Annotated in this window: 18 protein-coding genes and 1 pseudogene; 7 read left to right on the top strand and 12 right to left on the bottom strand. The window is 62.6% G+C overall.

What is annotated here, in order from left to right; all coding sequences use genetic code 11:
- Window positions 1-257: 257 nt before the first annotated feature.
- The 3 genes and pseudogenes from ACI2KG_RS20120 to ACI2KG_RS20110 all read right to left on the bottom strand — a co-directional run.
- Window positions 258-452 (bottom strand): annotated as a pseudogene (locus tag ACI2KG_RS20120) (iron dicitrate transport regulator FecR); the annotation flags it as partial.
- Window positions 453-485: 33 nt separating this feature from the next.
- Complete coding sequence (locus tag ACI2KG_RS20115; RefSeq protein WP_404663017.1) at window positions 486-3,257, bottom strand: amino acid adenylation domain-containing protein; 2,772 nt, start codon at window positions 3,255-3,257, stop codon at window positions 486-488.
- A 512-nt stretch (window positions 3,258-3,769) separates the two neighbouring features.
- On the bottom strand, window positions 3,770-4,468 hold the full coding sequence (locus tag ACI2KG_RS20110; protein WP_404663016.1) for a pirin family protein: 699 nt from the start codon (window positions 4,466-4,468) through the stop codon (window positions 3,770-3,772).
- A gap of 174 nt (window positions 4,469-4,642) precedes the next feature.
- Here ACI2KG_RS20110 and ACI2KG_RS20105 point away from each other — a divergent pair, with 174 nt between their 5' ends.
- The 4 genes from ACI2KG_RS20105 to ACI2KG_RS20090 all read left to right on the top strand — a co-directional run bounded on the left by ACI2KG_RS20105 (window position 4,643) and on the right by ACI2KG_RS20090 (window position 11,451).
- Complete coding sequence (locus tag ACI2KG_RS20105) at window positions 4,643-7,159, top strand: UvrD-helicase domain-containing protein (RefSeq protein WP_404663015.1); 2,517 nt, start codon at window positions 4,643-4,645, stop codon at window positions 7,157-7,159.
- Between the two features lie 186 nt (window positions 7,160-7,345).
- The gene (locus ACI2KG_RS20100) at window positions 7,346-8,272 is read left to right on the top strand and encodes an alpha/beta fold hydrolase (protein WP_404663014.1); all 927 of its coding nucleotides are present in this window, start codon (window positions 7,346-7,348) and stop codon (window positions 8,270-8,272) included.
- A 116-nt stretch (window positions 8,273-8,388) separates the two neighbouring features.
- Window positions 8,389-8,814, top strand: a complete 426-nt coding sequence (locus ACI2KG_RS20095) for a VOC family protein (protein ID WP_400621277.1) — start codon at window positions 8,389-8,391, stop codon at window positions 8,812-8,814.
- Window positions 8,815-9,771: 957 nt separating this feature from the next.
- Window positions 9,772-11,451, top strand: a complete 1,680-nt coding sequence (locus tag ACI2KG_RS20090; protein ID WP_400622906.1) for an MFS transporter — start codon at window positions 9,772-9,774, stop codon at window positions 11,449-11,451.
- A 140-nt stretch (window positions 11,452-11,591) separates the two neighbouring features.
- Here the strand turns inward: ACI2KG_RS20090 and ACI2KG_RS20085 are convergent, their stop codons facing one another.
- Both ACI2KG_RS20085 and ACI2KG_RS20080 read right to left on the bottom strand, forming a co-directional pair.
- Window positions 11,592-12,161 (bottom strand): hypothetical protein, encoded by a 570-nt coding sequence (locus tag ACI2KG_RS20085; protein ID WP_201201098.1) that lies wholly within the window; start codon window positions 12,159-12,161, stop codon window positions 11,592-11,594.
- Window positions 12,162-12,203: 42 nt separating this feature from the next.
- Window positions 12,204-12,590, bottom strand: coding sequence for a VOC family protein (locus ACI2KG_RS20080; protein ID WP_404663013.1), 387 nt, complete (start codon window positions 12,588-12,590; stop codon window positions 12,204-12,206).
- Between the two features lie 199 nt (window positions 12,591-12,789).
- Between ACI2KG_RS20080 and ACI2KG_RS20075 the strand changes: the two genes are divergently transcribed.
- On the top strand, window positions 12,790-13,695 hold the full coding sequence (locus ACI2KG_RS20075; protein ID WP_400622902.1) for a LysR family transcriptional regulator: 906 nt from the start codon (window positions 12,790-12,792) through the stop codon (window positions 13,693-13,695).
- A gap of 50 nt (window positions 13,696-13,745) precedes the next feature.
- Here ACI2KG_RS20075 and ACI2KG_RS20070 read toward each other — a convergent pair whose 3' ends face one another.
- The 3 genes from ACI2KG_RS20070 to ACI2KG_RS20060 all read right to left on the bottom strand — a co-directional run bounded on the left by ACI2KG_RS20070 (window position 13,746) and on the right by ACI2KG_RS20060 (window position 17,993).
- Window positions 13,746-15,260 (bottom strand): MDR family MFS transporter, encoded by a 1,515-nt coding sequence (locus tag ACI2KG_RS20070; RefSeq protein ID WP_404663012.1) that lies wholly within the window; start codon window positions 15,258-15,260, stop codon window positions 13,746-13,748.
- Between the two features lie 10 nt (window positions 15,261-15,270).
- On the bottom strand, window positions 15,271-15,939 hold the full coding sequence (locus ACI2KG_RS20065) for a TetR/AcrR family transcriptional regulator (protein ID WP_404663011.1): 669 nt from the start codon (window positions 15,937-15,939) through the stop codon (window positions 15,271-15,273).
- 275 nt (window positions 15,940-16,214) lie between these two features.
- Window positions 16,215-17,993, bottom strand: a complete 1,779-nt coding sequence (locus tag ACI2KG_RS20060; RefSeq protein ID WP_404663010.1) for a phosphoethanolamine transferase CptA — start codon at window positions 17,991-17,993, stop codon at window positions 16,215-16,217.
- Between the two features lie 181 nt (window positions 17,994-18,174).
- Here ACI2KG_RS20060 and ACI2KG_RS20055 point away from each other — a divergent pair, with 181 nt between their 5' ends.
- On the top strand, window positions 18,175-18,330 hold the full coding sequence (locus ACI2KG_RS20055; protein WP_404663009.1) for a DUF2986 domain-containing protein: 156 nt from the start codon (window positions 18,175-18,177) through the stop codon (window positions 18,328-18,330).
- 161 nt (window positions 18,331-18,491) lie between these two features.
- On the opposite strand, the gene ACI2KG_RS20050 is transcribed toward ACI2KG_RS20055, so the two are convergent.
- From ACI2KG_RS20050 to ACI2KG_RS20035, 4 genes are all read right to left on the bottom strand, one after another.
- The gene (locus tag ACI2KG_RS20050; RefSeq protein ID WP_404663008.1) at window positions 18,492-18,866 is read right to left on the bottom strand and encodes a hypothetical protein; all 375 of its coding nucleotides are present in this window, start codon (window positions 18,864-18,866) and stop codon (window positions 18,492-18,494) included.
- 218 nt (window positions 18,867-19,084) lie between these two features.
- Window positions 19,085-19,675 carry a biliverdin-producing heme oxygenase gene (locus ACI2KG_RS20045; RefSeq protein WP_404663007.1) on the bottom strand — a complete coding sequence of 197 codons (591 nt, stop codon included), beginning with the start codon at window positions 19,673-19,675 and terminating at the stop codon, window positions 19,085-19,087.
- A gap of 79 nt (window positions 19,676-19,754) precedes the next feature.
- Window positions 19,755-21,083: an MFS transporter gene (locus ACI2KG_RS20040; protein ID WP_404663006.1), complete on the bottom strand. Its 1,329-nt coding sequence runs from the start codon at window positions 21,081-21,083 to the stop codon at window positions 19,755-19,757.
- Between the two features lie 152 nt (window positions 21,084-21,235).
- Complete coding sequence (locus ACI2KG_RS20035) at window positions 21,236-22,249, bottom strand: GlxA family transcriptional regulator (RefSeq protein WP_404663005.1); 1,014 nt, start codon at window positions 22,247-22,249, stop codon at window positions 21,236-21,238.
- A 284-nt stretch (window positions 22,250-22,533) separates the two neighbouring features.
- Between ACI2KG_RS20035 and ACI2KG_RS20030 the strand changes: the two genes are divergently transcribed.
- Window positions 22,534-23,496, top strand: coding sequence for a LysR family transcriptional regulator (locus tag ACI2KG_RS20030; RefSeq protein ID WP_404663051.1), 963 nt, complete (start codon window positions 22,534-22,536; stop codon window positions 23,494-23,496).
- The last annotated feature ends 35 nt before the right edge of the window (window positions 23,497-23,531 follow it).

The raw sequence follows: 23,531 nt of genomic DNA, 5'->3' as shown, positions 1-23,531 counted from the left end.
GCGGGGTGGTGGCCTGGTTGTTGATGCCGAAGGTCAGCAGGGTATCGGGCTTCAGGTCGGCATTCGACAATGCCGTAGTAAACGTCCTTTGTGGGCAGCCAGCATCAGGCAGGTGCGCAGGCCTGGCGCAGTGAGAGGCCTGGTGTTGAAGCGGCGGGTCATGTATGCGATATCTCTTGTAGGTAAGTGTCGGGTTACCTATGAGTCGGATAAGCCGCGCCAAAGTGATCAGGTGTCGCCCATTTATTTAAAAAGATTTACGCCGCGGTGATCGTTACCCAGTAACGGGTACGGGTATGTACCTGAACCGGCAGTGACGTGGTCAGGGCCCGCAGTATCTGCTCGGTATCAGCGAGCCTGAAGGTGCCGCTGATGCGCAGCCCGGCTACGCCAGGTGCGCAACGCAGCCAGCCTGGCCGGTAGGGTGAGAGGTTGCTGACGAACGCGTCGAGGCGTTCGTCATTGCTCCTGCAGGGCAAATCGGCTCACACGGAGCTGGCCCGCGCGTCAGCATCCGCATCGGCTGCCTGATTGCGCTTGCGCCAGCGGGAGAACAACAGACGCAGCACGGTATTCCAGCAATAGCTCACCGCCACCCCACCGGCGAGGGCGAGGGCCACTTCGAACAGCGGGTGATGGAAAATAGGGACTGCCACTGACTGGAACTGGAAATGCGTCAGGTAGATATACAAGGTCGACGAGGCGATCACTGCACCCGCCCGTGCGACCAGCGCAGGCACGGGTACCGAGCGGAACCAGATAAGTGCCAGCATCGCCGGCAAGGCAATGTCGACATAGCGCGTGAATGCCTCCCAGCCGATACCGGCGACCGCCATCAGGTCCAGTTCGCCAACCACCAGTACGGCCACTGCACTGGCAACCCATTTGCGCGCGGTGGTATCGGCGTGATGAACGGCCATGCCCAGCACCATCACCGCCAGGAAGTGTTGCGGCACCCGGTGGAGCAGGGGGCTGGCGTCAAACACGAAACGGTTGAGCAGCACATCCAGCGCTACCAGCGTGCAGGTAGCCAGGATCAGCCAGCGGAACGGGTCGGCGCTGACGGCTTGGCGCACGCGCCTGATCGACAGCAGCAGCCCAATGATCACGATCAGCTGCACCAGCACTTCGATGTACCAGTAATTGAACAGGCTGACCTCGCTGGCCGGGAACCAGTTGGACACCAGCAGCAGTGACTGCCAGTGCAGCCGGTCGAACACCAGTTGCAGCAGGGCGGTGTACAACAGGGTCGGTACCACGATGGCGGCCAGTGACGGCAGCAGCGTGCGTGCATCACCCCGTGCTTCGATGGCCTTGAGCTGGAAGCGTGCCAGGCTGATGCCAGAAACCAGAAACAGCACCGAGGTTTCGCCGACGATCAGCCAGTGGTCGAACTCGCTCAGGTGGCCGACGACAATCAGGATGATGGCGAGCATACGCATGAACACCGGCATCTCCATGGCCCGCCATGCGCTTTTTGCCGGTGCACTCAGTTCGGCCAGCTGATACACCGGCAGGGTTTCCCAGCGTTCCGGCAAGTGGCCGATCAGCTCCTCCAGCACCCGTGAGGCTTGTACGAACGACAGCGAATCACCGCCCAGCTCGACAAAGCTCAACCTGGTATCCAGGCGCGGTACCTGGAGGATGCGCGCCCAGGCCGTACTCAGTTTTTCAGCCAGCGGTGACAAGGGTTGGCTTGCGCTGTCGTCAAACGGTGCAGGCAGTGCGCGCTTGTCGATTTTGCCGTTGGGCGTGAGCGGTAGGGCGTCGAGGAACACGAACAGCGCCGGCACCATGTGGTCCGGCAACTGGCCAGCGATTGCCTGGCGCAATTCAGTCGCGTGGGTGGCCCGGCGAACGACGCAGTAGGCAATCAGACGGGGCGTTGCGCTGTCGTGGTTGGCCAGGACTACGCACTGCCCGATGTGCGGGTGGCGGCAGATGGCGTTTTCGATTTCTGCCAGTTCGATGCGATGGCCGCGGATCTTCACCTGGCCGTCAGCGCGGCCGAGGAAGCTGACGCTGCCATTGGCCAGGTAGGTGCCCAGGTCACCTGTACGGTAGCAACGGTCGGTTGCGTCCGCGTTGAACGGGTTGGCGATGAATTTGGCCTCGGTCAGCGCCGGGTCGCCCCAGTAGCCGCGCGACAGGTAAGGGCTGCGGATCAGGATTTCGCCAGTTTCACCCACGCTGACCAGCTGGTTGGCCGGGTTGACCACCAGCAACTGGGCTTCAGCGATGCCTTTGCCCAGCGGCACCCGGGTGTTGTCCGCGTCTGGGTCGAGCCTGTGGAAGGCCATGGCTTGCGGGGTTTCAGTGGTGCCGTAGAAGTTTACGTTGACGGCGTTTGGCGCAATGGTGCGGATTTGCTGGAACAACGCCTGGCTGAGCGCATCGCCGCCCCAGAACAGGTAGCGCAGTTGCTCGAACCGTTGGCCAATCATCTGCGCGCCGGTTTCGATCAGCTTGCCCAGCGGTGGGGTGAGGTGGATTACATTCACGTCATGCTGGTGTATCCAGTCGGCCAGCCGTGCAGGGTCGGTCAGGGTCGACTGGGCCGGGCAGGCGATGGTCGCACCCAGTGACAGTGGCGTGAATACATCGCGGTACACCGGGTCGTGGCCCAAGCCGGACAGCAACGAGAAGGTGTCGGCCTGGGTGAAACCGTGCTGGTGCACATGCCAGTCGACGAAGTGCACCAGCGGCGCGTGGTGAGTGACGATGCCCTTGGGTTCGCCAGTACTGCCCGAGGTAAAGGTGATGTAGGCCGGTTGTTCGGGGCTGACGGCGGGCAGTGTCGCAGCTTGCCGGGGGAAGGCCTGCAGTGCCTCGGCGGGTGCCTCCGGCACCGTCACAACCAGGGTCTGCCCGGCTTCGACGGTTGCCTGGCCACAGCGCAGGATTACGGCAGGCGCCAAGGTGCTGGCCAATAGCTGGATACGCGCGGCGGGGTAGGCGGCGTCGGCCACGCTGAACGCCCGCCCGGCACGCAGGCAGCCGAGCATGGCGTAGACCATCGCGGCGCAGCGCTCGGCGACGATCAATACACGATCAGTGCTGCTGCCGGTATGTTCCAGCAGATGGGCAGCAATACCCTGGCTGATCTGTGCCAGCTGGGTGTAACTGCACGTGGCGTGCGGGGTAATGATTGCACTGGCGTCTGGGCAGCGCTGGGCCTGTTGCAGGAAGGCCTGATGAATCGGCTGCTCGGCACGGTATTCCAGGCACAGCGTCGGGTTCGGGCGCAGGTCTGGCATGATGGGTGAAGGCTCCGCATGAACGTTGGGGCTGGCTGGTAGCACAACGCTAGTGCAGGGAGGGCGATGACGCCAATCGTAGGCGCGGCTTTAGCCGTGAACACCGGCAAAGCCGGTGCCAGGCACCGCGTTGCCTGCTTCGCGGGTAAACCCGCTCCTACATGGGGCCGGTGTTTGGCTGGTTTAGCATTTGGCTGGTTTTTTTGTAGGAGCGGCCTTGTGTCGCGATCGGGCCGCACAGCGGCCCCATCAATATCAGCAGCATGGCTGAAATCGAGGGGCCGCTGTGCGGCCCGATCGCGACACAAGGCCGCTCCTACACAGGCTGTGTGAAAACCTCCCGACCGATGTAGCTGTTCAAAAAACATCCTAAAAATCGCGCTCTTACGCAAAATCTGGGTCTGCTGAGCAGCCAACTCTTTTCAGATTTCACGTACGAGCGCGATCATCGAAAAGTGACGGGGGTTTTCACACAGCCTGTACAGGTATTGCGCTCTGAAGGCCAACGGTGATCAGGCCACATCCACCAGCACGATCTCGCTGTCTTCAATGGCGGTTACCCGCAGCACTTGTTCCTGCTCGATCGCCACGCCATCACGTGCCTTGGCTCGCAGCCCGTTGACTTCGACCAGGCCCTTGGCCGGAACCAGGTAGCCCCGGCGGGCGGCATCGAAGCGGTACTCGGCGGTTTCGCCCGCCTTCAAAGTGGCGGCTACCAACCGCGCATCGGCGCGGATCTGCAGGCTGTCTTCGTCATCGGCACGGCCACTGGCCAGGGTCACAAAGCCTTCGCCACGCTCACCTTTGGGAAACGGCCGGGTGCCCCACTGCGGTGCTTCACCGGTGCGCTCCGGCACGATCCAGATCTGGAAGATACGGGTATCGACGTCTTCCTGGTTGTACTCGCTGTGCACGATGCCGGTACCGGCGCTCATCACCTGCACGTCACCGGCTTCGGTACGGCCCTTGTTGCCCAGGCTGTCCTGATGGGTAATCGCGCCTTCACGCACATAGGTGATGATTTCCATGTCGCGGTGCGGGTGCGGCGGGAAGCCGCTGCCGGCTGCGATCAGGTCGTCGTTCCAGACCCGCAGGTTGCCCCAGTGCATACGCGCCGGGTCGTAGTACTCGGCAAACGAGAAATGGTGGTGGGCGTCGAGCCAGCCGTGGTTGGCGTGGCCGAGGCTGTCGAACGGTCGCAGTTGCAGCATGGTCGTGCTCCTTGAATCAGTGGAATGAGGCCATGATGCGCTAAAGAAACATCGAAAATAAGCGTAAATATCGGCTTAAAACAATCAGTATGTTGAATGTTTTTAACGCATGCATTTACCCGCTTCATCGCCTAATGCACTGATCTGCAAGCATTCGCTGGCGATTTTCTGTCGATGGGGCGAACATGCCGGCTGATTTTGTTTTTCAACGGAGTGACCGTGGCCCACGAGCAACCCCTGGCCCCCGCCGACCTTACCCCGCCCGCCCAACTGCCCTGGTTGCGCCGCTTGGCCGCTCGCCTGTTAGGGCGTGGCCTGACCCGTCTGCAGGCGCAGCACCGTGATTCCTGGTTCCTTGGCCATGCCACGGGCCAGCGCAGTGGCCATGCCGACGGTTTGCGTGACGGCTTCGAACGTGGGCGGGTGGAGGGCTATGAGGCCGGGCGCCAGGTGCTGGTGATCCGCGATACCCGCCCGGACACCGCCGCCGTGCCCGGGCAGGACGACAACCTGTTCGACGACTGGCGCCTGCCGCTGACCGCCGAGTTGAAAAAGCGCTTCAAGGCCGATGTCGCCGCGCGCCTGCCGGCCGAAGCACAGCCCAGCGCCGCACAGTGGAAGTTGATATTCAGCGACACGCCATCGACCTGCGTGGTGGCCGGGGCCGGGGCGGGCAAGTCCACCTCGCTGGTGCTGCGCATCCTGTTGTTGCGCCACTACCTGGGCTACGAGCTGGACGCGATGACCGTGGTTACCTTCACCCGCGAGTCGCGCAAGGACTTCATCAAGCGCCTGCTGCAAGTGTTCGCCCTGTGGCAGATCAACCTGCAAGCGCCGCAGGCCCGCGAGCTGGTGCGCACGTTCCATTCGCGCATCCTGCCGCTGGTGCGCAGCCTGCCGGGGTTCGACCAGGTGCGTGCCTTCGAAACGCTGGGCAACGAGATGCCTGCCGGGCGTGAAGCCGAGGCCGACAGCAACCCATTTGACCTGCGCCTCAACGATGCCCAGCGCCAGCAACTGAACCTGTGCTACAGCAGCCTGTTGGGCGAAAACCCGCGCTTTGCCGAGCTGGTTGGCCAGTTGCGCAGCGAAGCCTTGCAACTCAAACCCCTGGACCCGAATAACCCCGACGTGCAGAAGCGCGCCCAGGTGACCCAGCTGGCTGCCCAGCGCGACGAAGAACTGTGCGACGTGATCGAGGACCTGTGGTTCGCCGCCGGCGCCTGGCCGATCAAGGGCATCGAACCGTGCCGCGAAACCGTCGAAATCCGTGGCAGCCGTTTCCATGTGCATGGGCGCCTGGCGGGGAACGGGCCGTTGGTGGTGCTGGGCTTTGACCCTGCCGAAAGCGCGCAGTACCAGCGCCCCGGCGCCAAGCTGGCGGTGCGTGGTGAATGGGCGGTCAAGCGCACCTTGTTGCAGGCGTTCTGCGACAGGCCGCTGATCTGGCTCGACAACTACGCCATGGCCCGGCGCCTGGCGGCCTCGCTGGCCGGTGATGCAGTGGCCGGGCCCGGCTTTGAATACAAGGTCAAGGGCGAGCTGGCCCCGGCACCGCTGCTGGATGCGTTCGTCGCGGCGGCCAACTTCATCGAGAACCTCGGCCTGGATGTGAACACGGCGGTGGCGGCAATGAGCTTTCCGTCGGGCGACAGCGACGCGCTGTTCTTCGAGGCCCTGGCCCTGTACTGGAAGGCCCTGGAGGCGCACCTGCTGGACCAGTCGCCACCGGTAATGAGCTACAACCGCATGTTCGCCCTGTTCGGCGAGAACAACCCGGAAAACCTGTGCCTGTTGCCTGACCCGCTGTTGCGGCCATTGGCGCACCTGATGATCGACGAGTTCCAGGACGTGTCGCCGCAGATTGTCAGCTGGCTGCGCGCCAGCCTTGCGGAAATCCGCCGGCGTGGCCCGGCCATGCACACCGGTCGCCATGCCCAGCACTCGTCGCTGCTGTGCGTGGGTGATGACTGGCAGTCGATCTATGGTTGGCGCGGCAGCTCGCCGAAGTACTTCATGGAGTTCAGCAAAGCCTTCCTGTCGCCGGCCAACACCCGGGTGATGCTGGTCGACAACTACCGTTGCCAACAGCAGGTGATCGACGCTGCCGAGCACCTGGTCAAGGGCACCCCGGCGATTGCCGGCAAGAAAGCCCGGGCCAGTGGCCCAGCAGCCGAGCTGCCGGGCTCGCCGGTCAAGGTCTTCGACCGTGATGAGGCGGTCCTGGGTGAAACGCTGATCGAGCATTACCAGCGCGGCGAGACGGTGATGATGTTGTACCGCAAAGGGGGCGACCGGGCGCTGATGGCCGAGCACCTGCAAAGCGTGCTGCATGCCGAAGCGGCACTGCCGGCCGAGCAGCGCCGCCTGCGCCAGTTGACCTACCACAGTGCCAAGGGTTTGCAGGCCGACGCGGTGTTCATGCTCGGTGACTGCCAGTACCTGACCAGCTCGCCGTACAAGAACCAGGTGTACCGCCAGGCCGGGTTGGGCAAGGCCGGTGATGCCCAACCGTTCGATACCGCGCAGAAAGAAGAAGTGCAGCGCCTGGCCTACGTGGCGGTGACCCGTGCGGTGCAGCATTGCTACTGGCATGTTGAGGCCGCCAATGGCGAACCCGCAGCGGCCCCACGGGCGTCGGGCCAGGTGGATGGCAAGCAGGCCTTTTTCGATGACCTGCGCGGGCAGTGAGGGTCGGTGACGGTTAAGTCACGGTCGGTGACGGGCCAGTGGGATGCCTGACGTTACGCCAAGGTAACGTGTCGGAGCCCCTTGCGGCCCGGCGCAAGGGTTGCCGCTGGCGACAGCAGGCGAAGGGGCCGGCGGCGTATTTGGCCTGGTGTGGTCGTACCAGGCTGCAAGTCAGGAAGCGTACCCATGCGTTCTGCATCGACACCCAAGGATCATCTGCTAGACCTGAACGGCATTGAAATTGCCGTGCGTTGCTGGGGGCCGGAAGACGGCATCCCGGTGCTGGCCCTGCATGGCTGGCTGGATAATGCCGCTTCGTTCGAGCGCTTGGCACCGATGCTCGATGGCTGTTTCGTGGTGGCCCCCGATCTGGTCGGTCACGGTCGTTCCGACCACCGCCGCCACGACAGTGGCTACTACCTGTGGGAGCACGCCGAGGACATGCTGGCGGTGGCCGAAAGCCTGGGCCTGGGGCAGTTTCATGTGCTGGCCCATGGCATGGGCACCGGCGTAGCGTCGCTGCTGGCGGCGATGACCAGCGGCATCGCCAGCATGACCTTCCTCGACGGCATGGGCGCACCGTTCACCGTGGCAGAGGATGACCGCGTGCAGCATCTGGCGCGGGCCTACCGACTCAAGCGCATGGTCCAGCGCAGCCAGTTGCAAGGTTTTGCCGAGCCGGACGTCGGCCGCTTCGACGACCTCGACACTGCCTTGGCCCAGCGCCGCGAACGCCTGGATACCGAGCTTTCGGAAGGTGCCGCACGGCTGCTGGCGCTGCGCGACCTGCTGCAGTTGGGCGATGGTTATTGCTGGCGCCACGACCCGCGCCTGGTGCTGCCCGAACCGATGCCGCTGACCGAGCGCGAAGCCTGCGACCTGCTCAGCCAGATTCACTGCCCGCTTTATCTGCTGCTTGGCCGCCAGGGTGCATTTACCGGCGAAGGCTTCACCCGGCGCCAAGCCGCCTTGCCCAGGCAGGCGAAAATTTCCTGGCACCCGGGTGGGCACCACTTCCACCTGGATGCGCCGGACCGGGCACTGGTCGATCAATTGCTGCGCCTCCTCGCGCGGCATGAAGGGGGTGTTCTGCAACGCTTGGTGAACGAGTAGCTGATTCTGGTCACGCCTTGCGCACCTGGGCTATGGTGGCTGCGCAAACCCCAACCTCTGTGGGCGCGGCTTTAGCCGCGAACACCCAGGGTACGCGTATCCACAGGAGCCCCGACATGCGACCGTTCGCCATCAAGCACATCGACCACCTTGTACTGCGGGTCAGTGACCTGCCGCGCAGCGTTGCCTTTTACACCGAATTACTCGGCTGCTCGGTTAGCCGCGTGCGCGAAGATCTGGGTATGGTTCATTTGGCCACGGGCACGGCAATGATCGACCTGGTCACCCTCGATGGCCCGCTGGGCAAGCCCGGCGGTGCGGCGCCAGGCACCGAGGGGCGCAACCTGCATCATTTTTGCCTGCGCATCGAGCCGTTCGATGAGCCGGCGTTGACCGCCTACCTGCAAGCTGCCGGGGTGAAAGTGGAGCCTGCCGAGAAGCGCTATGGCGCCGAAGGCGAGGGGCTGTCGTTGTACTGCTATGACCCGGATGGCAACCAGGTCGAGTTGAAAGGGCCGATACCGACTGCGGGGGTGGCATGAGCAACCTGCACAGCCGCGAACACTGGGTCGATACCGCACAAGGCAAGCTGTTCGCACAGGAGTGGGTGCCAGCGCGTGCCGTGCTTTTGCTTTTGCTTTTGCTTCTAAGCGCGCGATAGTTCAGGCGACACAAATTGCGACTTCAGGAGGCCGAGCGAAGGGCTTGCGGAGGGAGGTGACGGGCATGGATGCCCGTCAAGCGCTGAGGCCCCATGGATGGGGCCTGCAGCGCGTACTCCCGGGAGCAAGCCCGTAGCGAGGGGACCCCGGAGCGAAGCGTAGGGGCCGGATGATGGGAGCGGGCGCCTTTGGTTACTTTGGGCAAGACCAAAGTAACCCGCCGTAAGGGCGGAAGGGTGACTTGGCGCCACCAGCGCGAATGAATGTCTACTCGGTGTGAATGCCCACCCTCAAAAGCTTAAGCGCCTGTTTTGATAAAGCGATAACTCCATTTGCGATGGCGACGCGTACTCACCTTTTCGCCCTTACGGCGAGTCACTTTTTGCCAAACGCGGCAAAAAGTAACCAAAAAACGCTGCGCTCCCATCATCCGGCCCCTGCGCTTCGCTCCGGGGTTCCCTCGCTACGGGCTTGCTCCCGGGAGTACGCGCTGCAGGCCCCATCCATGGGGCCTCAGCGCTTGACGGGCATCCATGCCCGTCACCTCCCTCCGCAAGCCCTTCGCTCGGCCTCCTGAAGTCGCACTCTGTGTCGCCTGGGCTATCGCGCGCTTAGAAGCAAAGTCAAAAGCAGGAGCAAAAGCAGGAGCAAAAGCAGGAGGGCCGGGTTGGAGTGGATATCCCGGCAAAGCCAATTATGCTTCAGTTACCTTGCTGCGATCCGAGGCGGCCCGCCTCGTCGTGCTTCGCGCAACCAAAGCAAGCCCTAGGGCCTGGGTGCGACGGTGAAATGTTATGAGGTACTCCGGCCTGCATGAAGACATGACGGAGGTTACCCATGGCGGTTCTCGACAGCGCATCCACGGGCAGTAGCGCGCCCCAACGCGGCATCACCAAGGAGGAGCGCAAGGTCATCTTCGCTTCATCCCTGGGCACGGTGTTCGAATGGTACGACTTCTACCTGTACGGCTCCCTGGCCGCGATCATCGCCAAGCATTTCTTTGCCGGGGTCAATGAAACCACTTCGTTCATCTTCGCCTTGCTGGCCTTTGCCGCCGGCTTCGCCGTGCGGCCCTTCGGCGCCATCGTGTTCGGCCGCCTGGGTGACATGATCGGGCGCAAGCACACCTTCCTCATCACCATCATCATCATGGGCCTGTCCACCGCAGTAGTGGGCCTGCTACCCAGTTACAGCTCGATCGGCGTGGCCGCGCCAATCATCCTGATTACCCTGCGCCTGCTGCAGGGCCTGGCCTTGGGCGGTGAGTACGGTGGCGCTGCCACCTACGTGGCCGAGCACGCGCCCAAGGGCCGTCGCGGCTTCTTCACCGCCTGGATCCAGACCACCGCCACACTGGGGCTGTTCCTGTCGCTGCTGGTGATCATGGCCTGCCGCACGGCCATGGGCACGGAGGTGTTCGAAGCCTGGGGCTGGCGCATACCGTTCCTGCTGTCGATCCTGTTGCTGGCGATTTCGGTGTATATCCGCCTGCAACTGAACGAGTCGCCAGTGTTCATGAAGATGAAGGCCGAAGGTAAGGCATCCAAGGCGCCACTGACCGAATCGTTTGCCCGCTGGGACAATCTCAAAGTGGTGATCATGTCGCTGCTCGGCGGCACCGCCGGCCAGGCCGTGGTCTGGTACACCGGGCAGTTCTATGCGTTGTTCTTCCTGTTGCAGATGCTCAAGATCGAGCCACAAACCGCCAACCTGCTGATTGCCGGCTCGCTGCTGATCGGCACGCCGTTCTTCATCTTCTTTGGCAGCCTGTCCGACCGCATTGGCCGCAAGAAGATCGTCATGGCCGGCTGCATCATCGCCGCGTTGACCTACTTCCCGATCTTCAAGGCGCTGACCGAGTACGGCAACCCGGATGTATTCGTTGCCCAGGAGCAGAACCCGGTGGTGGTGGTGGCCGACCCTGGCCAGTGCGCGTTTCAGTTCGACCCGGTGGGCAAGGCCAAATTCACCAGCTCCTGCGACATCGCCAAGAGCCTGCTGGCCAAGCGCGCCATCCCCTATACCAACGAAGCGGCAGAGCCTGGCAGCGTGACGCAGATCCGCATCGGTGAGCGGGTGTTGCCGAGCTTCGACGGCAGCAGCCTGGCGGCGGCAGACTTCAAGGCGCAGAACGACGCCTTTACCGCAACCCTGGGCGGTGCGTTGAAAGAGGCGGGCTACCCCGAGAAGGCCGACCCGGCCAAGATCCACTACCCGATGGTGCTGTTGCTGCTGACCATTTTGGTGATCTACGTGACCATGGTCTACGGGCCGATTGCCGCCTGGCTGGTGGAGCTGTTCCCGGCGCGTATCCGCTACACCTCGATGTCGCTGCCTTACCACATCGGTAACGGCTGGTTCGGCGGTTTCCTGCCAACCGTGGCGTTTGCCATGGTGGCGGCGACCGGGGATATCTATTACGGCTTGTGGTATCCGATCGTGATTGCCGTGATGACGGCGGTGCTGGGGATTTTCTTCCTGCCGGAGACCAAGGATCGGGATATCAATCACACCTGAAGATTGGGGTTGCCTCTGCGGACCTCTTCGCGGCGGTTCGACGCCTCGATTAACCCGCTCCTACAAGGAACGCTGGCCCCTTGTAGGAGCGGGTTCATCGAGGCGTCGAACCGCCGCGAATAGCCGGCACAGGCAGCTCATCAATCAAAATACCCACGCAGCCCAAAGGCATACCCCGTATCAACCTCCGCCGCCTCACCCCGGCTCCAGCGCTTCTTCAGCACGAACTCGAACGCCGGCTCGTACAACCCGTCACGCACCAGCGCCCCCGCCAGTACCTCCACGTCATACCAGCCATTGTCCAGCTCGATGACCGGCCGCCCCGGCACCTGGTAGCGCGCCATCAAGTCACCCAGGGTCTTGGGCGTGAAGTGCTGCAGGATGCGCCAGGTGTACAGCATCAGCGCCCCATGCTCGACCCGTAGTACATAACCATTGCGCCGGTGCTTCAGGCGGCTGCCCGCTTCGCGCAGGGCCGGGGTGTAGCCATCGAGGGTAAACAGGATGCGGTAGGGCAGGTTGTCGACCCCGGCCAGCGGCAGCACCACGCCTTCGCGCACGGCCTGGTCGCCGCAGTCGTCGTGGGTGAACGCATAGGCCAGGTCGTCGGGCAGTTGATGGTCCTGTTTGAAGCGCTCGAGCAGTTGGATATCGCCGAGCAGAAAGTAGTCGACCAGGTCGTTTAGCACTTCGCTGAATTCGTGGCGCATTTGTTTTCCTTATTGGTGCGCATTTTGGGAAAGGGCAACCGGCTAATGTTTCTGGGCGATCTGGATCAGGTTGCCGCAGGTGTCATCGAAGACGGCCACGGTAACGGGGCCCATGGGCGTGGGCGGCTGGGTGAATTGAACACCCGCTGCACACAGCCGGGTGTATTCGGCCTGGATGTCACGTACGCCAAAGGACGTGGCGGGGATGCCATCCTGCCTGAGCGCAGCCTTGTACACCTTGGCCGCCGGGTGGGCGTCCGGCTCCAGCAACAGCTCGACGCCATTGGGGTCGTTGGGCGAGGTCAAGGTTAACCAGCGGTGCCGGCCCATGGGGATATCGTGCCTGGGCTCGAAACCGAGAACGTAATGGTAGAATGCCAGGGCCTTGGCCTGGTCGTCGACGAGGATGCTGGTGACCACGATCTTCATAAGCTCACACCGTATGCCTGGGGCCGATGTGTATCAGTAAAGACGTTCGGGCGTATTTGACCAGTAAGGTGTGCGCCAACAAAAAAGCTGCTCACGCCATAGGTAAATCCTTCATTAGCCGGCCCCCCTCGAGCCGCTGCCAGGGGTAAAGTGTCAGGCATGATCCCCGTGCGCCGATAGCGGCGACCCAGAGGTACCCGTGGCTGCCTATACCTTGCGACAACTCAAGTACTTCGTCACTACCGTGGAGGCCGGCAGCGTTGCCGAGGCTTCGCGCCAGTTGTACATCGCCCAGCCGTCCATTTCCACGGCAATCAAAAGCCTGGAAGAAAGCTTCGGTGTGCAGCTGTTCATCCGCCATCACGCCCAAGGCGTGTCGTTGACGCCCAGTGGCAAGCGCTTCTATGCCAAGACCAAGTCACTGCTGCAGATGGCCCATGAATTTGAACAGAACGCGCTGGCCGACAACGACACCGTGGCCGGGCAGATAGACATCGGCTGCTTCGAAACCGTGGCGCCGTTGTACCTGCCGCGGCTGATCGCCGGCTTTCGCCAGCGTTATCCGGGCGTGGATATCCGCCTGCGCGATGGTGAGCAGCAGGACCTGATTCAGGGCCTGACGGCGGGCACCTTCGACCTGGCGTTTCTCTACGACCATGACCTGGATGGTACCATCGAGGCCGAACCGCTGATGCCGCCGCAGAAGCCCTACGTGCTGCTGCCGGAGAACCACCGCTTTGCCGGCCAGTCCCAGGTTTCACTGCGCGACTTGTGCCCGGAGCCGATGATCCTCCTGGACGTGGCGCCCAGCCGCACCTACTTCGTCAGCCTGTTCAACGAAATGGGGCTGACGCCGAACATCGTCTTCAGCTCGCCGTCGATCGAGATGGTGCGCGGCATGGTCGGGCAAGGCTTCGGGTTCTCGCTATTGGTCACACGCCCGCATACGGAATACACCTACGACGGCCAGCGCTTGGTCATGCTGGATATCGCCGAGCCGGTAGCCCTGTCGGGGTTGGCTGCGGCGTGGTTGAAGCGGGTGCAACTGACCAAACCGGCGCAGTTGTTCGTCGACTTTTGCCGGGAAGAGCTGGCCAAGTTCTGAGAATCGGCAAGCCATCTGTGGCGAAGCACCCCAAAAGCCCAAACCTCTGTTCACGCCTGCGTGGCCCGGCGCAGCGGCACTTCGCGCAACAGCCAGGACAGCGCGAAGGCCACACTGGTAATACCGCCGGCCAGCAGGAACACCCCTTGCATGGCGCTAGAAAACGCGACCAGGTAGCTATGCTGCAGGGCCGCAGGCAACGCGTGCACGGCGGCTGGCGACAGGCTCGCCGGGCCACCGGCGCTGGCGCTGAAGTCGCTGGCCAGGCCACCGAGCAGGGCATGTGAAAACAATGCGCCAAACAGAGACACGCCGATGGCGCCGCCAATCGAGCGGAACAAGGTTGCCCCGGATGTGGCCACGCCCATGTGGCGCGGCTCGACGCTGTTCTGCACGGCCAGGATCAGCACCTGCATGACCATGCCCAGGCCGGCACCGAGCAGGCCCATGTACAGGTTCATCAACGCCATAGGGGTGTCCAGGTCAAGCCGACTCAGCAGGCCGAGGGCAACCACCTGCAGCAACGTGCCGAGGATCGGGAACATCCGGTAGCGCCCCCAGCGGCTGATCAGCCGCCCGGTAACTGCCGACACCACCAGCAGGCCGCCCATCAGCGGCAGCATCTGCAACCCGGCACTGGTCGGCGTGGCGTTCTTTACCACCTGCATGTAAAGCGGCAGAAAGGTGACTGCGCCAAACAGCGACACCCCGACGATAAAGCCGATCAACCCGGCGAGCACGAAGGTACGGTGGCGAAACAGGTGCAGCGGCATGATCGGTTCGACGGCGCGACGTTGTTCGAGGACGAAGCCGGCCAGGCCGATCAGGGCAAACAGCGACAGGCACAGCATGTCCAGCGATTGCCACGCCAGCAGGCTGCCGCCCAGGCTGGTGATGAGCACCACTGCGCCCAGCGCCACGGTAAGGAAGAACGCGCCGATGTAATCCACCTTATGCTGCACCAGGGCTACATGTGGGCGGAATACGCTGCCGATCACCAGCAACGCCAGCAGGCCCAGCGGCAGATTGATGTAGAAGATCCAGTGCCATGACAGGTGTTCCACCAGAAAACCACCGATCAACGGCCCGACCACCGTGGCGAGGCCGAACACGCCGCCGAACAAGCCCTGGTAGCGGCCACGTTCGGCAGGCGGGATGACATCGCCGATGGCGGCCATCGCCACCACCATCAGGCCGCCACCGCCCAACCCCTGCAAGATACGAAACGCGATCAGCTGGCCCATGGTCTGCGCCGCGCCACACAGTGCCGAGCCCAGCAGAAACAGCACGACGGCGACCTGCAGCACGCGTTTGCGGCCGAACTGGTCACCGAACTTGCCATACAGCGGCACCACCACCGTGGAGGCCAGCAGGTAGGCGGTGACCACCCACGACAGCCAGCGCAGCCCGCCGAGGTCGCTGACGATGGTCGGCAGCGCGGTCGAGACAATGGTCTGGTCGAGGGCGGCCAGGAACATCACCAGCATCAGCGCGGCCAGCAGCAGCGGGATGGAGGTTTGCGCGTCCGTTGCGGCAGGGGAGGTATTTGTGGGTATCGGTTGCACGGGGCGGACCTCAACGATGTGTGGCGTGGGCCTGGGCATGCTGTCGGCCGGCGTCCTGCAGGCCTGCCAGGGCAAAGCGGTACAACTGCGCTGCAACTGCCTCGACCGGCATTTGCAGAATCTCGTGCAGCGCGCCAGCGCCACCGCGCGGGCCAATCAGCAACATTGCCCACGGCGCCGTGACGCAGAGGATGCAGCGGGTCAGCGCAGGGTCGTCGGCGGGAATCTGGCTGACTTCGCTGAACAGCGCCTTGAGCAGCGACAGGCGCAGCGGTGCTGCCGCCTGCAGGTGAGCCTGGCCATGGGGGCTGGGGGCGAGGATTTCTGCGGCCAGTACCCGCAGGTGCCAGTTGTCGCGGGCCGAGGTAGCTTTGTGCACGACCAGTTCCACCAACGCCCGCAGTTTGTCCTCGGCCGCTTGCGCGCCTTGGGTAATGCGTTGCAGGTCGCTGAGGTCGAGGAAGCGTTGCCGGGCTTCGTCGAGCACCGCCAGGTATAAACCGTTGCGGCTGCCGAAGTGGTAGTTGATCGAGGCCAGGTCGACCTCGGCCTTGGCCGCGACTGCCTTGTTGCTGGTTTCGGCATAGCCGAGCGCGGCGAACAGCTCGCCGGCGGCTTCGAGGATACGGGTGCGGGTGACGGCGCCGTCCTTGCGCGGTTCACGGGGGGCAGTGGACATGGCGGGGGCTCTGCGCGTGAAGGTATGGGCAGAGGGTGGCGCAGGCTTAGTCTAAAATCAATTTAAATTTAATTTATGTGGTGAAGGAGTGAGTTCGCAAGCTGTCCGCATACCCTGTGGGAGCAGCTGTCTTTGTTGTCAGTTCTGGCCTCATCGCTGGCAAGCCAGGCTCCCACAGGTACTGCACCTGGCTTGAGGTCAATGCGATCGGGGTGGGAGCTGGCTTGCCGGCGAGGGGCTGCGCAGCAGCCCCAAAGATCTCAAGCCAAAAACGGTCAGTTCAAGCGCTTGCCACTCTGCTCCTCGCCACTGCTCGCTGTTTGTTGCACCGCTTCGGCCTTGTCGACCGGCAACTGGTCGAACTCACGCAAGCCGTCCTTGCGGTACGGGTCACCAATCCAGCGCGGAGCCATCACGAACTGCGGGCTGACCAGGCTCTTGGCCGGCTCGAAGCGGTCATAGCTCAACCCGGCCAGGTCGGACAGGGTATGGATCAGGTGCGAGCTGCTGTACGGGCGGTTGGCCATCGCCTGCAAGTCGCGTGGGTGCTCGGCCTGCCAGCTTGGCGAGGTCCACAGCAGGAACGGGATGGTGTACATCGGCCGGGTCGGTGCGCTTTCGTTGCGCCCCAGGCGGTCGTGGTTGCCAGAGCTGTACACGTCTTCACCATGGTCGGACAGGTACACCAGGAAACCGTTGGGGTTACCCGCCGAGTAACGTTTGATCAGGCTCGACACCACGAAGTCGTTGTAGCGCACTGCGTTGTCGTAGAAGTTGTAGGTTTCCACCTGGTCATCGGTCAGTGCGCCCGGTGCGCCCTGCTTGTCGTTGAAGTGCGCGTAGTCGTCCGGGTAGCGGTAGCGGTAGTCCATGTGCGTGCCCAGCAGGTGGACGATGATGAACTTGTTCGGTGCCGGGTCTTGCAGGGCCTTCTCGAACGGTGCCAGCACCACGTCATCGTACTGGCTGGCATTCTGGTTGCGCTGGTTGTTCAGGTACACCGGCGCGTCCGTCTGCTGCGAGAAGGTGGTGAGCATGGTGTTGCGCTTGGTCATGGTCTGCTGGTTGGTGATCCAGAAGGTCTTGTAGCCTGCCTGTTTCATCAGGTTGATCAGCGACGGGGCGGTGAGGAAGCGGTCCGGGTTCTGCTCATCGCCGAAGGTAAGGATTTGCTGCATCACTTCGATGGTGTAGGGGCGTGGCGATACCACGTCGCGAAACACGGTCAGGCCCTTGTCGTTGGCGGCCAGCGCGTCGAGGTTGGGCGTGGTGTCGCGGTTGTAGCCGTACAGGTGCATGTGCTCGCGGGTGGTGGACTCGCCCAGCACCAGTACCAGGGTGCGGGGCGCCGAACCGCTGCTGTCACGCAGGTTCTGCAACGGGGGCAGGGCCGCGTTCTGGGCCAGCAGCTCCTGCATGTTGTCCAGCTGCTGGCGGTACTGCCGGTAGCCGACCAGCAATTGCCAGGGCACGGCGGGCTCCATGCGCTGCTGCACCTTTTCGACGGCGTCGGCAAAGTTACGCTCTTGGGTGACCATCTGCTTGTAGAAGGGCAGCACCAGGTTGGCCAGCAGTAACAGCACGACCACCGGCAGGCGACCGCGCAGCGGCAGGTAGACCGGGCGCACGCGCCGCCACAACACCACGGCCACCAGGCTGTACAGCAGCAGCGCCAGGCCCAGCCACACACTGAAATACTGGCTGAAGTACTCACCCGCTTCGGCCGTATTGGACTCGAACATCACGAAGATGACGCTTTGCGAGAATTCCTGGCGATAGATGCCGAAGTAGCTCAGGCCGACCAGCGATGCAGCCCACAGCGCCAGGCCGATGATGGCCGCCGTGGCGCGCGTAAAGCGCGGCAGCAGCAATACCGGGACCAGCCACAGGCTGCTGAGGAAGAACGCATCACGGAAACCGGCAAAACCGGTGGTGCCACTGAACAGCAGCAACGCCTGGGTCACGCCGGAGAAGTACCAGAAAAACAGAAACAGCCAGCCCAGGCCGGCCCAGTCCACGCGCTTGTGCGCAACAGGGGGTGTAGTGTGTGACACGTATGCCTCGTCGTACCTTGGCAGCCAGCGAATGTGCGCGTGGCCGGGAAGGGCGAGACGCTAATCTGCAGACTGTGAAAATAACGTCAAGGCGGCGAGCCAAATGGCCACTGTATTTGGCAGCAAGGCCAGCAAAGGTATGATGGCGATAGCGAAACCGTACTGAAAGGCCGAGTGGACCATGAACCGTCGTAAGAAGATCAAGCAGCTGTTGCAGGCGCATCAGAAAAAAGCCAGTGCCAAACTGGCACCGCGCAAGCCCAAGTATATTTGCAAGGCTGACCGGTTGAAGCTGGAGGCCGAGGCGGTGGGGGATGTTCCACAACAGGCCGACTGACGCGGCCGCTGGTCGACTGACGCGAACCTTGTAGGAGCGGCCTTGTGTCGCGATCGGGCCGCAGAGCGGCCCCTCGATTTCAGCATTCAAGCAGATATCGCCTGGGCCGCTTTGCGGCCCGATCGCGACACAAGGCCGCTCCTACAAAGGGCATATCGGCTTTAGCGCCGGTAGTAGCGGTGCTCATCATGGTGCCGCTGGTGCAGCGCGCGCTCATGGCGGCGCTCCCAGTCCCGGCGGCGTTCCCAGTCGCGCCGCCGCTCCCAGTCCCGCCGGGCTTGCTCACGCCGCCACTGTTCGCGGCGCCAGTCGCTTCTGTGGTCGTGCCAGCGGTCGTCATCGTGGGCCAGCAGCGTGGCTGGCTGTTCAACGGCCACGTTGGCCACCCTCGACCAAGGGTTGCCGGCCGCTTGCAACGGTGCTTGAACGGCCGGCGCTACTGGCCCAGGCGCCTTCATTTGTGTTGCTGATGCTGTGCCCACCGCCGCGAACGAGAACAGGCCGAGCAGCATCAACCTTGCGACATGTATTTTCATGAGCGAAGCCAACCTCTGATAACCATTGAGCCATCTGGCCAGCAGGTGTGGAGCGAACCTTGCCTCGCATGCCGCGACCTGTCTGTGCCTTTCACATAGACCGGCAATCGGGAAAAAGTTCGCGGCAGCAATAACTTGTAGAACTTTGCTCGGTGCAAAGGGCCGCCCCTGTGGGGCTTAAGCCGCGAACACCGGCAAACCCGGTGCCATGCGCGCAATCATCCGTCTGCAAACACCTCGCGCAGGTGGCCCCGATAGCTGTCGAACGCAGCTATGGCCCCAGCCACCGCTTCTGCCTCTTGCCACTCATCCAGCCGCAAACCATCCACCTTGGCAACGAACTCGCGCCAATGCAGCGCGCGGCCATCCGGGTGCGCTGCCAGGTGGCTGGCGCCCAGGGTGCCATCCAGGCCAAGGCGCTGGGTGAGCTTGAACAGAAACGCCGCCCCCAGGTTCGACCCTTCACTGCAGTACAGCCAGCCCAGGGCCTGGGCCGGGCTGGCGCAAACCGGTTGGGGGCGCGGCGGTAAGGGCCAGCCCAGGGCACGCAGATCGGCCTCGACCGCCGCAAAGCGTGACAGCGCCAGCAGCCCCGGCAGCTGCAGATTCAGTTGCCGATCCTGATACAACGTCAACAAGCTGCCATGAAACCGGTGCTGCACCTGCAGGAACCGGCCATAGCGTTCGCGGCTCTCGAAAGGCCGGGCCGCCATCACCAGTTGATCGACGCTGTCGTGGTCCCGGCTGCTGGCCGCTTTCAAGCGTTTACAGCGGCCTGGCTCCGTAAGGGTGAAGGGTGCAGCGGTCATCGGCATATCCATGGCGTAAGGGCAATGTGCCCATCATGCTTGCCATCCCTGGCATGCAGCAAGCACCACACATGGCGATCTACCCCAGGGCAGCCGCCTGTTGCAGGTTCAGCGAGCGGGTTTCCGGGGCCAGCAGCCAGGACAGTAGCAGGCCGAAGAACGTGATGGCAGCGGCCACGTACATGGTCTGCGCAATGCCCAGTACGTCCAGCGACATCGGCACCAGGTAGGTGCCCACCGCTGCACCGATGCGTGAGATGGAGGTGCCTATGCCGACGGCGAAAGCGCGGATCTCGGTAGGAAAGATCTCGTTCGGGTACACCAGCGTCAACACCTGCGCGCCGCCGATGAACAACGCATACATGGCGAAGAACAGCAGGATCCAGATGCCCGCACTGCTGTGCAACGCGCCCAGGCACAGCAAGGCCAGGCCCGAGACCAGGAAGCTGTACAGCAGCAGGTTGCGGCGGCCGATCACGTTGATCAGGCGGGTAGCAAGTATGCAGCCGACCACGAAGAACAGCGTGATCAGCACCGAGCCGATCGAGGCGCTGTCACCTTTCACGTTCAGCGCCGCCAGCACCTTGGGCGCAAATGCATACACCGAGAACAGCGGGATAATGCAGCAGGTCCAGAACACGATGACAAACAGCATACGCTTGCCATAGCCGGCATACAGCAGGCTCCAGATGTTCACCTTGTGGCTGACGCTTTGCTCGGGCAGGTTGCGCAGGGAAAAGTCCTTGCCGTATACCGCCTTGATCACGTGTTCCGCTTCGGCGCGACGGCCTTTGCTGATTAGCCAGCGAGGCGACTCGGGTGTACCGATACGAACCACGAAAAGTGCCAGGCCAATGATGGCGGAGCTCGCCAGCACCAAGCGCCAGGCATCCTCGTCGCCGCTACGCAGCAGCAGTTCGCCAACGATGTAGGCGGCTGCGGCACCGGCAAACCATAAAATGGTAAGCATGGCCAGGCGTGGGCCACGGTACTTTTTCGGCATGAACTCGACCAGCAACGAGGTGGCCACCGGGTACTCGATACCCACCGCAATACCGATTACCAGGCGCAACAGGAAGATGGCCAGTGCCGAGTCGGCCCAGAACTGCCCAAGCGAAGCGACGATGAACAGCGTAGGCCCGACGAAGAACAAACGCTTGCGGCCAAGCCGATCGGTCAGCCAGCCGCCCAGAAAGCCGCCGAAGAAAATGCCGATCAGCGCCGAGGCGGCGATCAAGCCTTGCCAGAAACTGTCCAGTGACAAGGCCATGCTGATGTGCGCCAAAGCGACACCGATAATGCTCAACACATAGCCATCGACGAACGAGCCGCCGCCAGAACGCAGGGTGAGCAGTTTGTGAAAGCTGTTAAGCGGTAGATCTTCGACTGAGATATTAGGACTTGTCATTGTTGTCTCCCGATAGGGTTTTCGAGGCAAAGGGGCAGCGCGACTCCCAAGACGGAGCCGTGAAGCCATCTCGAAATTTCAGTGATCGATGGCTATACGGTTATTGTTATTTTCGGTGCCGGTGATAGCGTGAACAGTGAGCGCCTTGTCGCTCAGATTTCATAACGTACTTCTTTCGATGGCGGGTGGCCGAAGAACGCACTGTAAGACCTGCTGAAGTGGGTGCACGAGACGAACCCGCAGGCAATGGAGACATCGAAGATCGATGCGTTGGAGTTCTGGATCAGGCGCCGCGCCTCGGTAATGCGTAGCTGGAAGTAGTACTTCTGTGGCGTGGTATCGAGCTGGTCCTTGAACAGCCGCTGCACCTGGCGCACCGACAGGCCAATGGCCTGGCACAACTGACCGGGCGACAGCGGCTCCTCAAGGTTGGCCTCCATCAGCTTGATGATCTCGCGCAGGGGCCGGCTGACCTTGGGTTGCAGTGGCTTCTGAAAACTGCGGAACTTGCTCTGGTCATGGTCCAGGGTGTCGAGCACGGCATCGGCCAGCGCCTGGTTGCAGCCGATGTTCAGCCACTGCAGCATCATTTCGAAGGCGCCTGCCGGCGAGGCGGCGGTCAGGCGGTCGCGGTCGAGCACCAGGGCATCATGGGTGACTTGGGCGTGCGGCACGCGCTCGGCCAGGGCAATGCGTTGTTCCGGGTGGATGGCGCAGCGGTAGCCGTCCAGCAGCCCGGCGCTGCCCAGGTACCAGGCACCGTTCCACAAGCCGCCGAGCGCCACCGGGAACCTGGCCAGCCGCTTCAGCAGCGCGGTCAACCAGCCCGGTACGGTACGCGCAGCCCGCAGGCCGCCGCAGACCACCATGATGTCGAGGTCACACAGGCGCACGTCGGTCAGTGGCGTGTCTGGCCTGATGGGGATCGCCAGGTCGCTCATCACTTCGTTGTGGTTGTGGCTGAAGGTGTGCACGCGGATCGAACCGGGGGCAATCAGGTTGGCCGTGACCAGCACGTCAAGCGCCTGGGTGAAACTGGGCAGGGAGAAGTTTTCCAGCAACAGAAAACCCACCCGGGAAGGTTGGGGGCGGGCAACCGATTGGGCCATGAAGCCCAGGTTGCGCTCCTTGAAGGTGTGGCTGAACGCTCTTGTAGTTATTGTCATGGGGCACCCAAGGCCGATACCTGAGGCTCGGCTGACGAACAGTGTTCAGGCCTTCCGAAGAGGGCTACGGTGTACGGGACGGGGCTCAATGTAAGTGTGTAACAGTGGCAAGTCCAACGACATTTCAATGCATTCTTCAATAACCCAGTGTTATCGGTGAGCGGGCCGCTTTTTCGTATAACCCTGGGTTATGCGTAAAGTAATTTTAGTGCCGATGTGTTTTTCGGTGTTCCGTGTACGATTCAATTGTCAAGTACGCGGAACGAGGAGAACAGACCAGGATGTTGCAGCGGCAAGTTGACCCCGATACCTTGTTACTTCGCATGCCGTCGTTACGTGCCGTCAAAGCTTTTGTAGCCGCCGCCAAGTACCAGAGTTTTACCCGGGCGGCGGAGGCATTGTGTGTTTCGCAGGCGGCTATCAGCCGGCAGATTCGCGAACTGGAAACTTACTTGAGGGCGCGGTTGTTCGAACGCGTGGGGCGTAGCGTTTCGCTAACACCCGCGGGTTCGGTGTTTTTCGAGGCCTCGCAGTTGTCGTTCGTCAATATTGCCCAGGCGGCAGAGCGCATTCGTCATACCCCACAGGACAAGCACGTCCTGACTATTTGTTGCTCGCCGGCGTTTTCGGCGTTCTGGTTATCGCTTCACCTTAATGAGTTTCGTGCCAACAACCCGGATATCGAACTCAACCTGATCACCACGCATAACTTTCTGACGCGTGAGCCAGGGGTTGAGCCGGATGTGATCATTTCCAAGTTTGCCAATGTGGGCGAGGCCTACACGATCTACCCGCTGTGCCATGACGTGATCTACCCGGTGTGCTCGCCGCAATACCTTGCACGCCACCCCGAGATCGGCACCCTGGAGGGCCTGCGCAGCAGCGCGCTGCTCGACCTGAGCCCGTTCGGCCGGGCCGGTGTGGCCGAACATGTGGACTGGAGCGTGTGGCTGGCGTTCTACAACGTTGACATCGATGAGCGTAACGCCGGCAGCCCTCCGCTGTTTCACGCCAATGACTACAGCCTGATCATCAACATGGTGCTGGCCGACCAAGGCGTGGCTTTGGGTTGGAACCAGTTGGTGGAGGGACTGGTGGAGCAGGGTCGTCTGGCCAGGCCGGTGCGTGAGCAAGTGACCTTGCGTAATAGCCTGCATTACCTGGCGTGCAGGGAAAATACCGAGCATGACGCGTGTGGGCGAGTGCGCGACTGGGTGCTTTCAAAGTTTAGCGGCTGGAGAGTTTGAACTGATCAATGCATAACGACGCCTTATGCAATGGC

The sequence above is a fragment of the Pseudomonas sp. NPDC089407 genome (assembly GCF_044900445.1).
GTDB lineage: Bacteria > Pseudomonadota > Gammaproteobacteria > Pseudomonadales > Pseudomonadaceae > Aquipseudomonas.
Note: the sequence above shows the minus strand (reverse complement) of the source record. Positions and strands in the feature narration are given on the sequence as shown.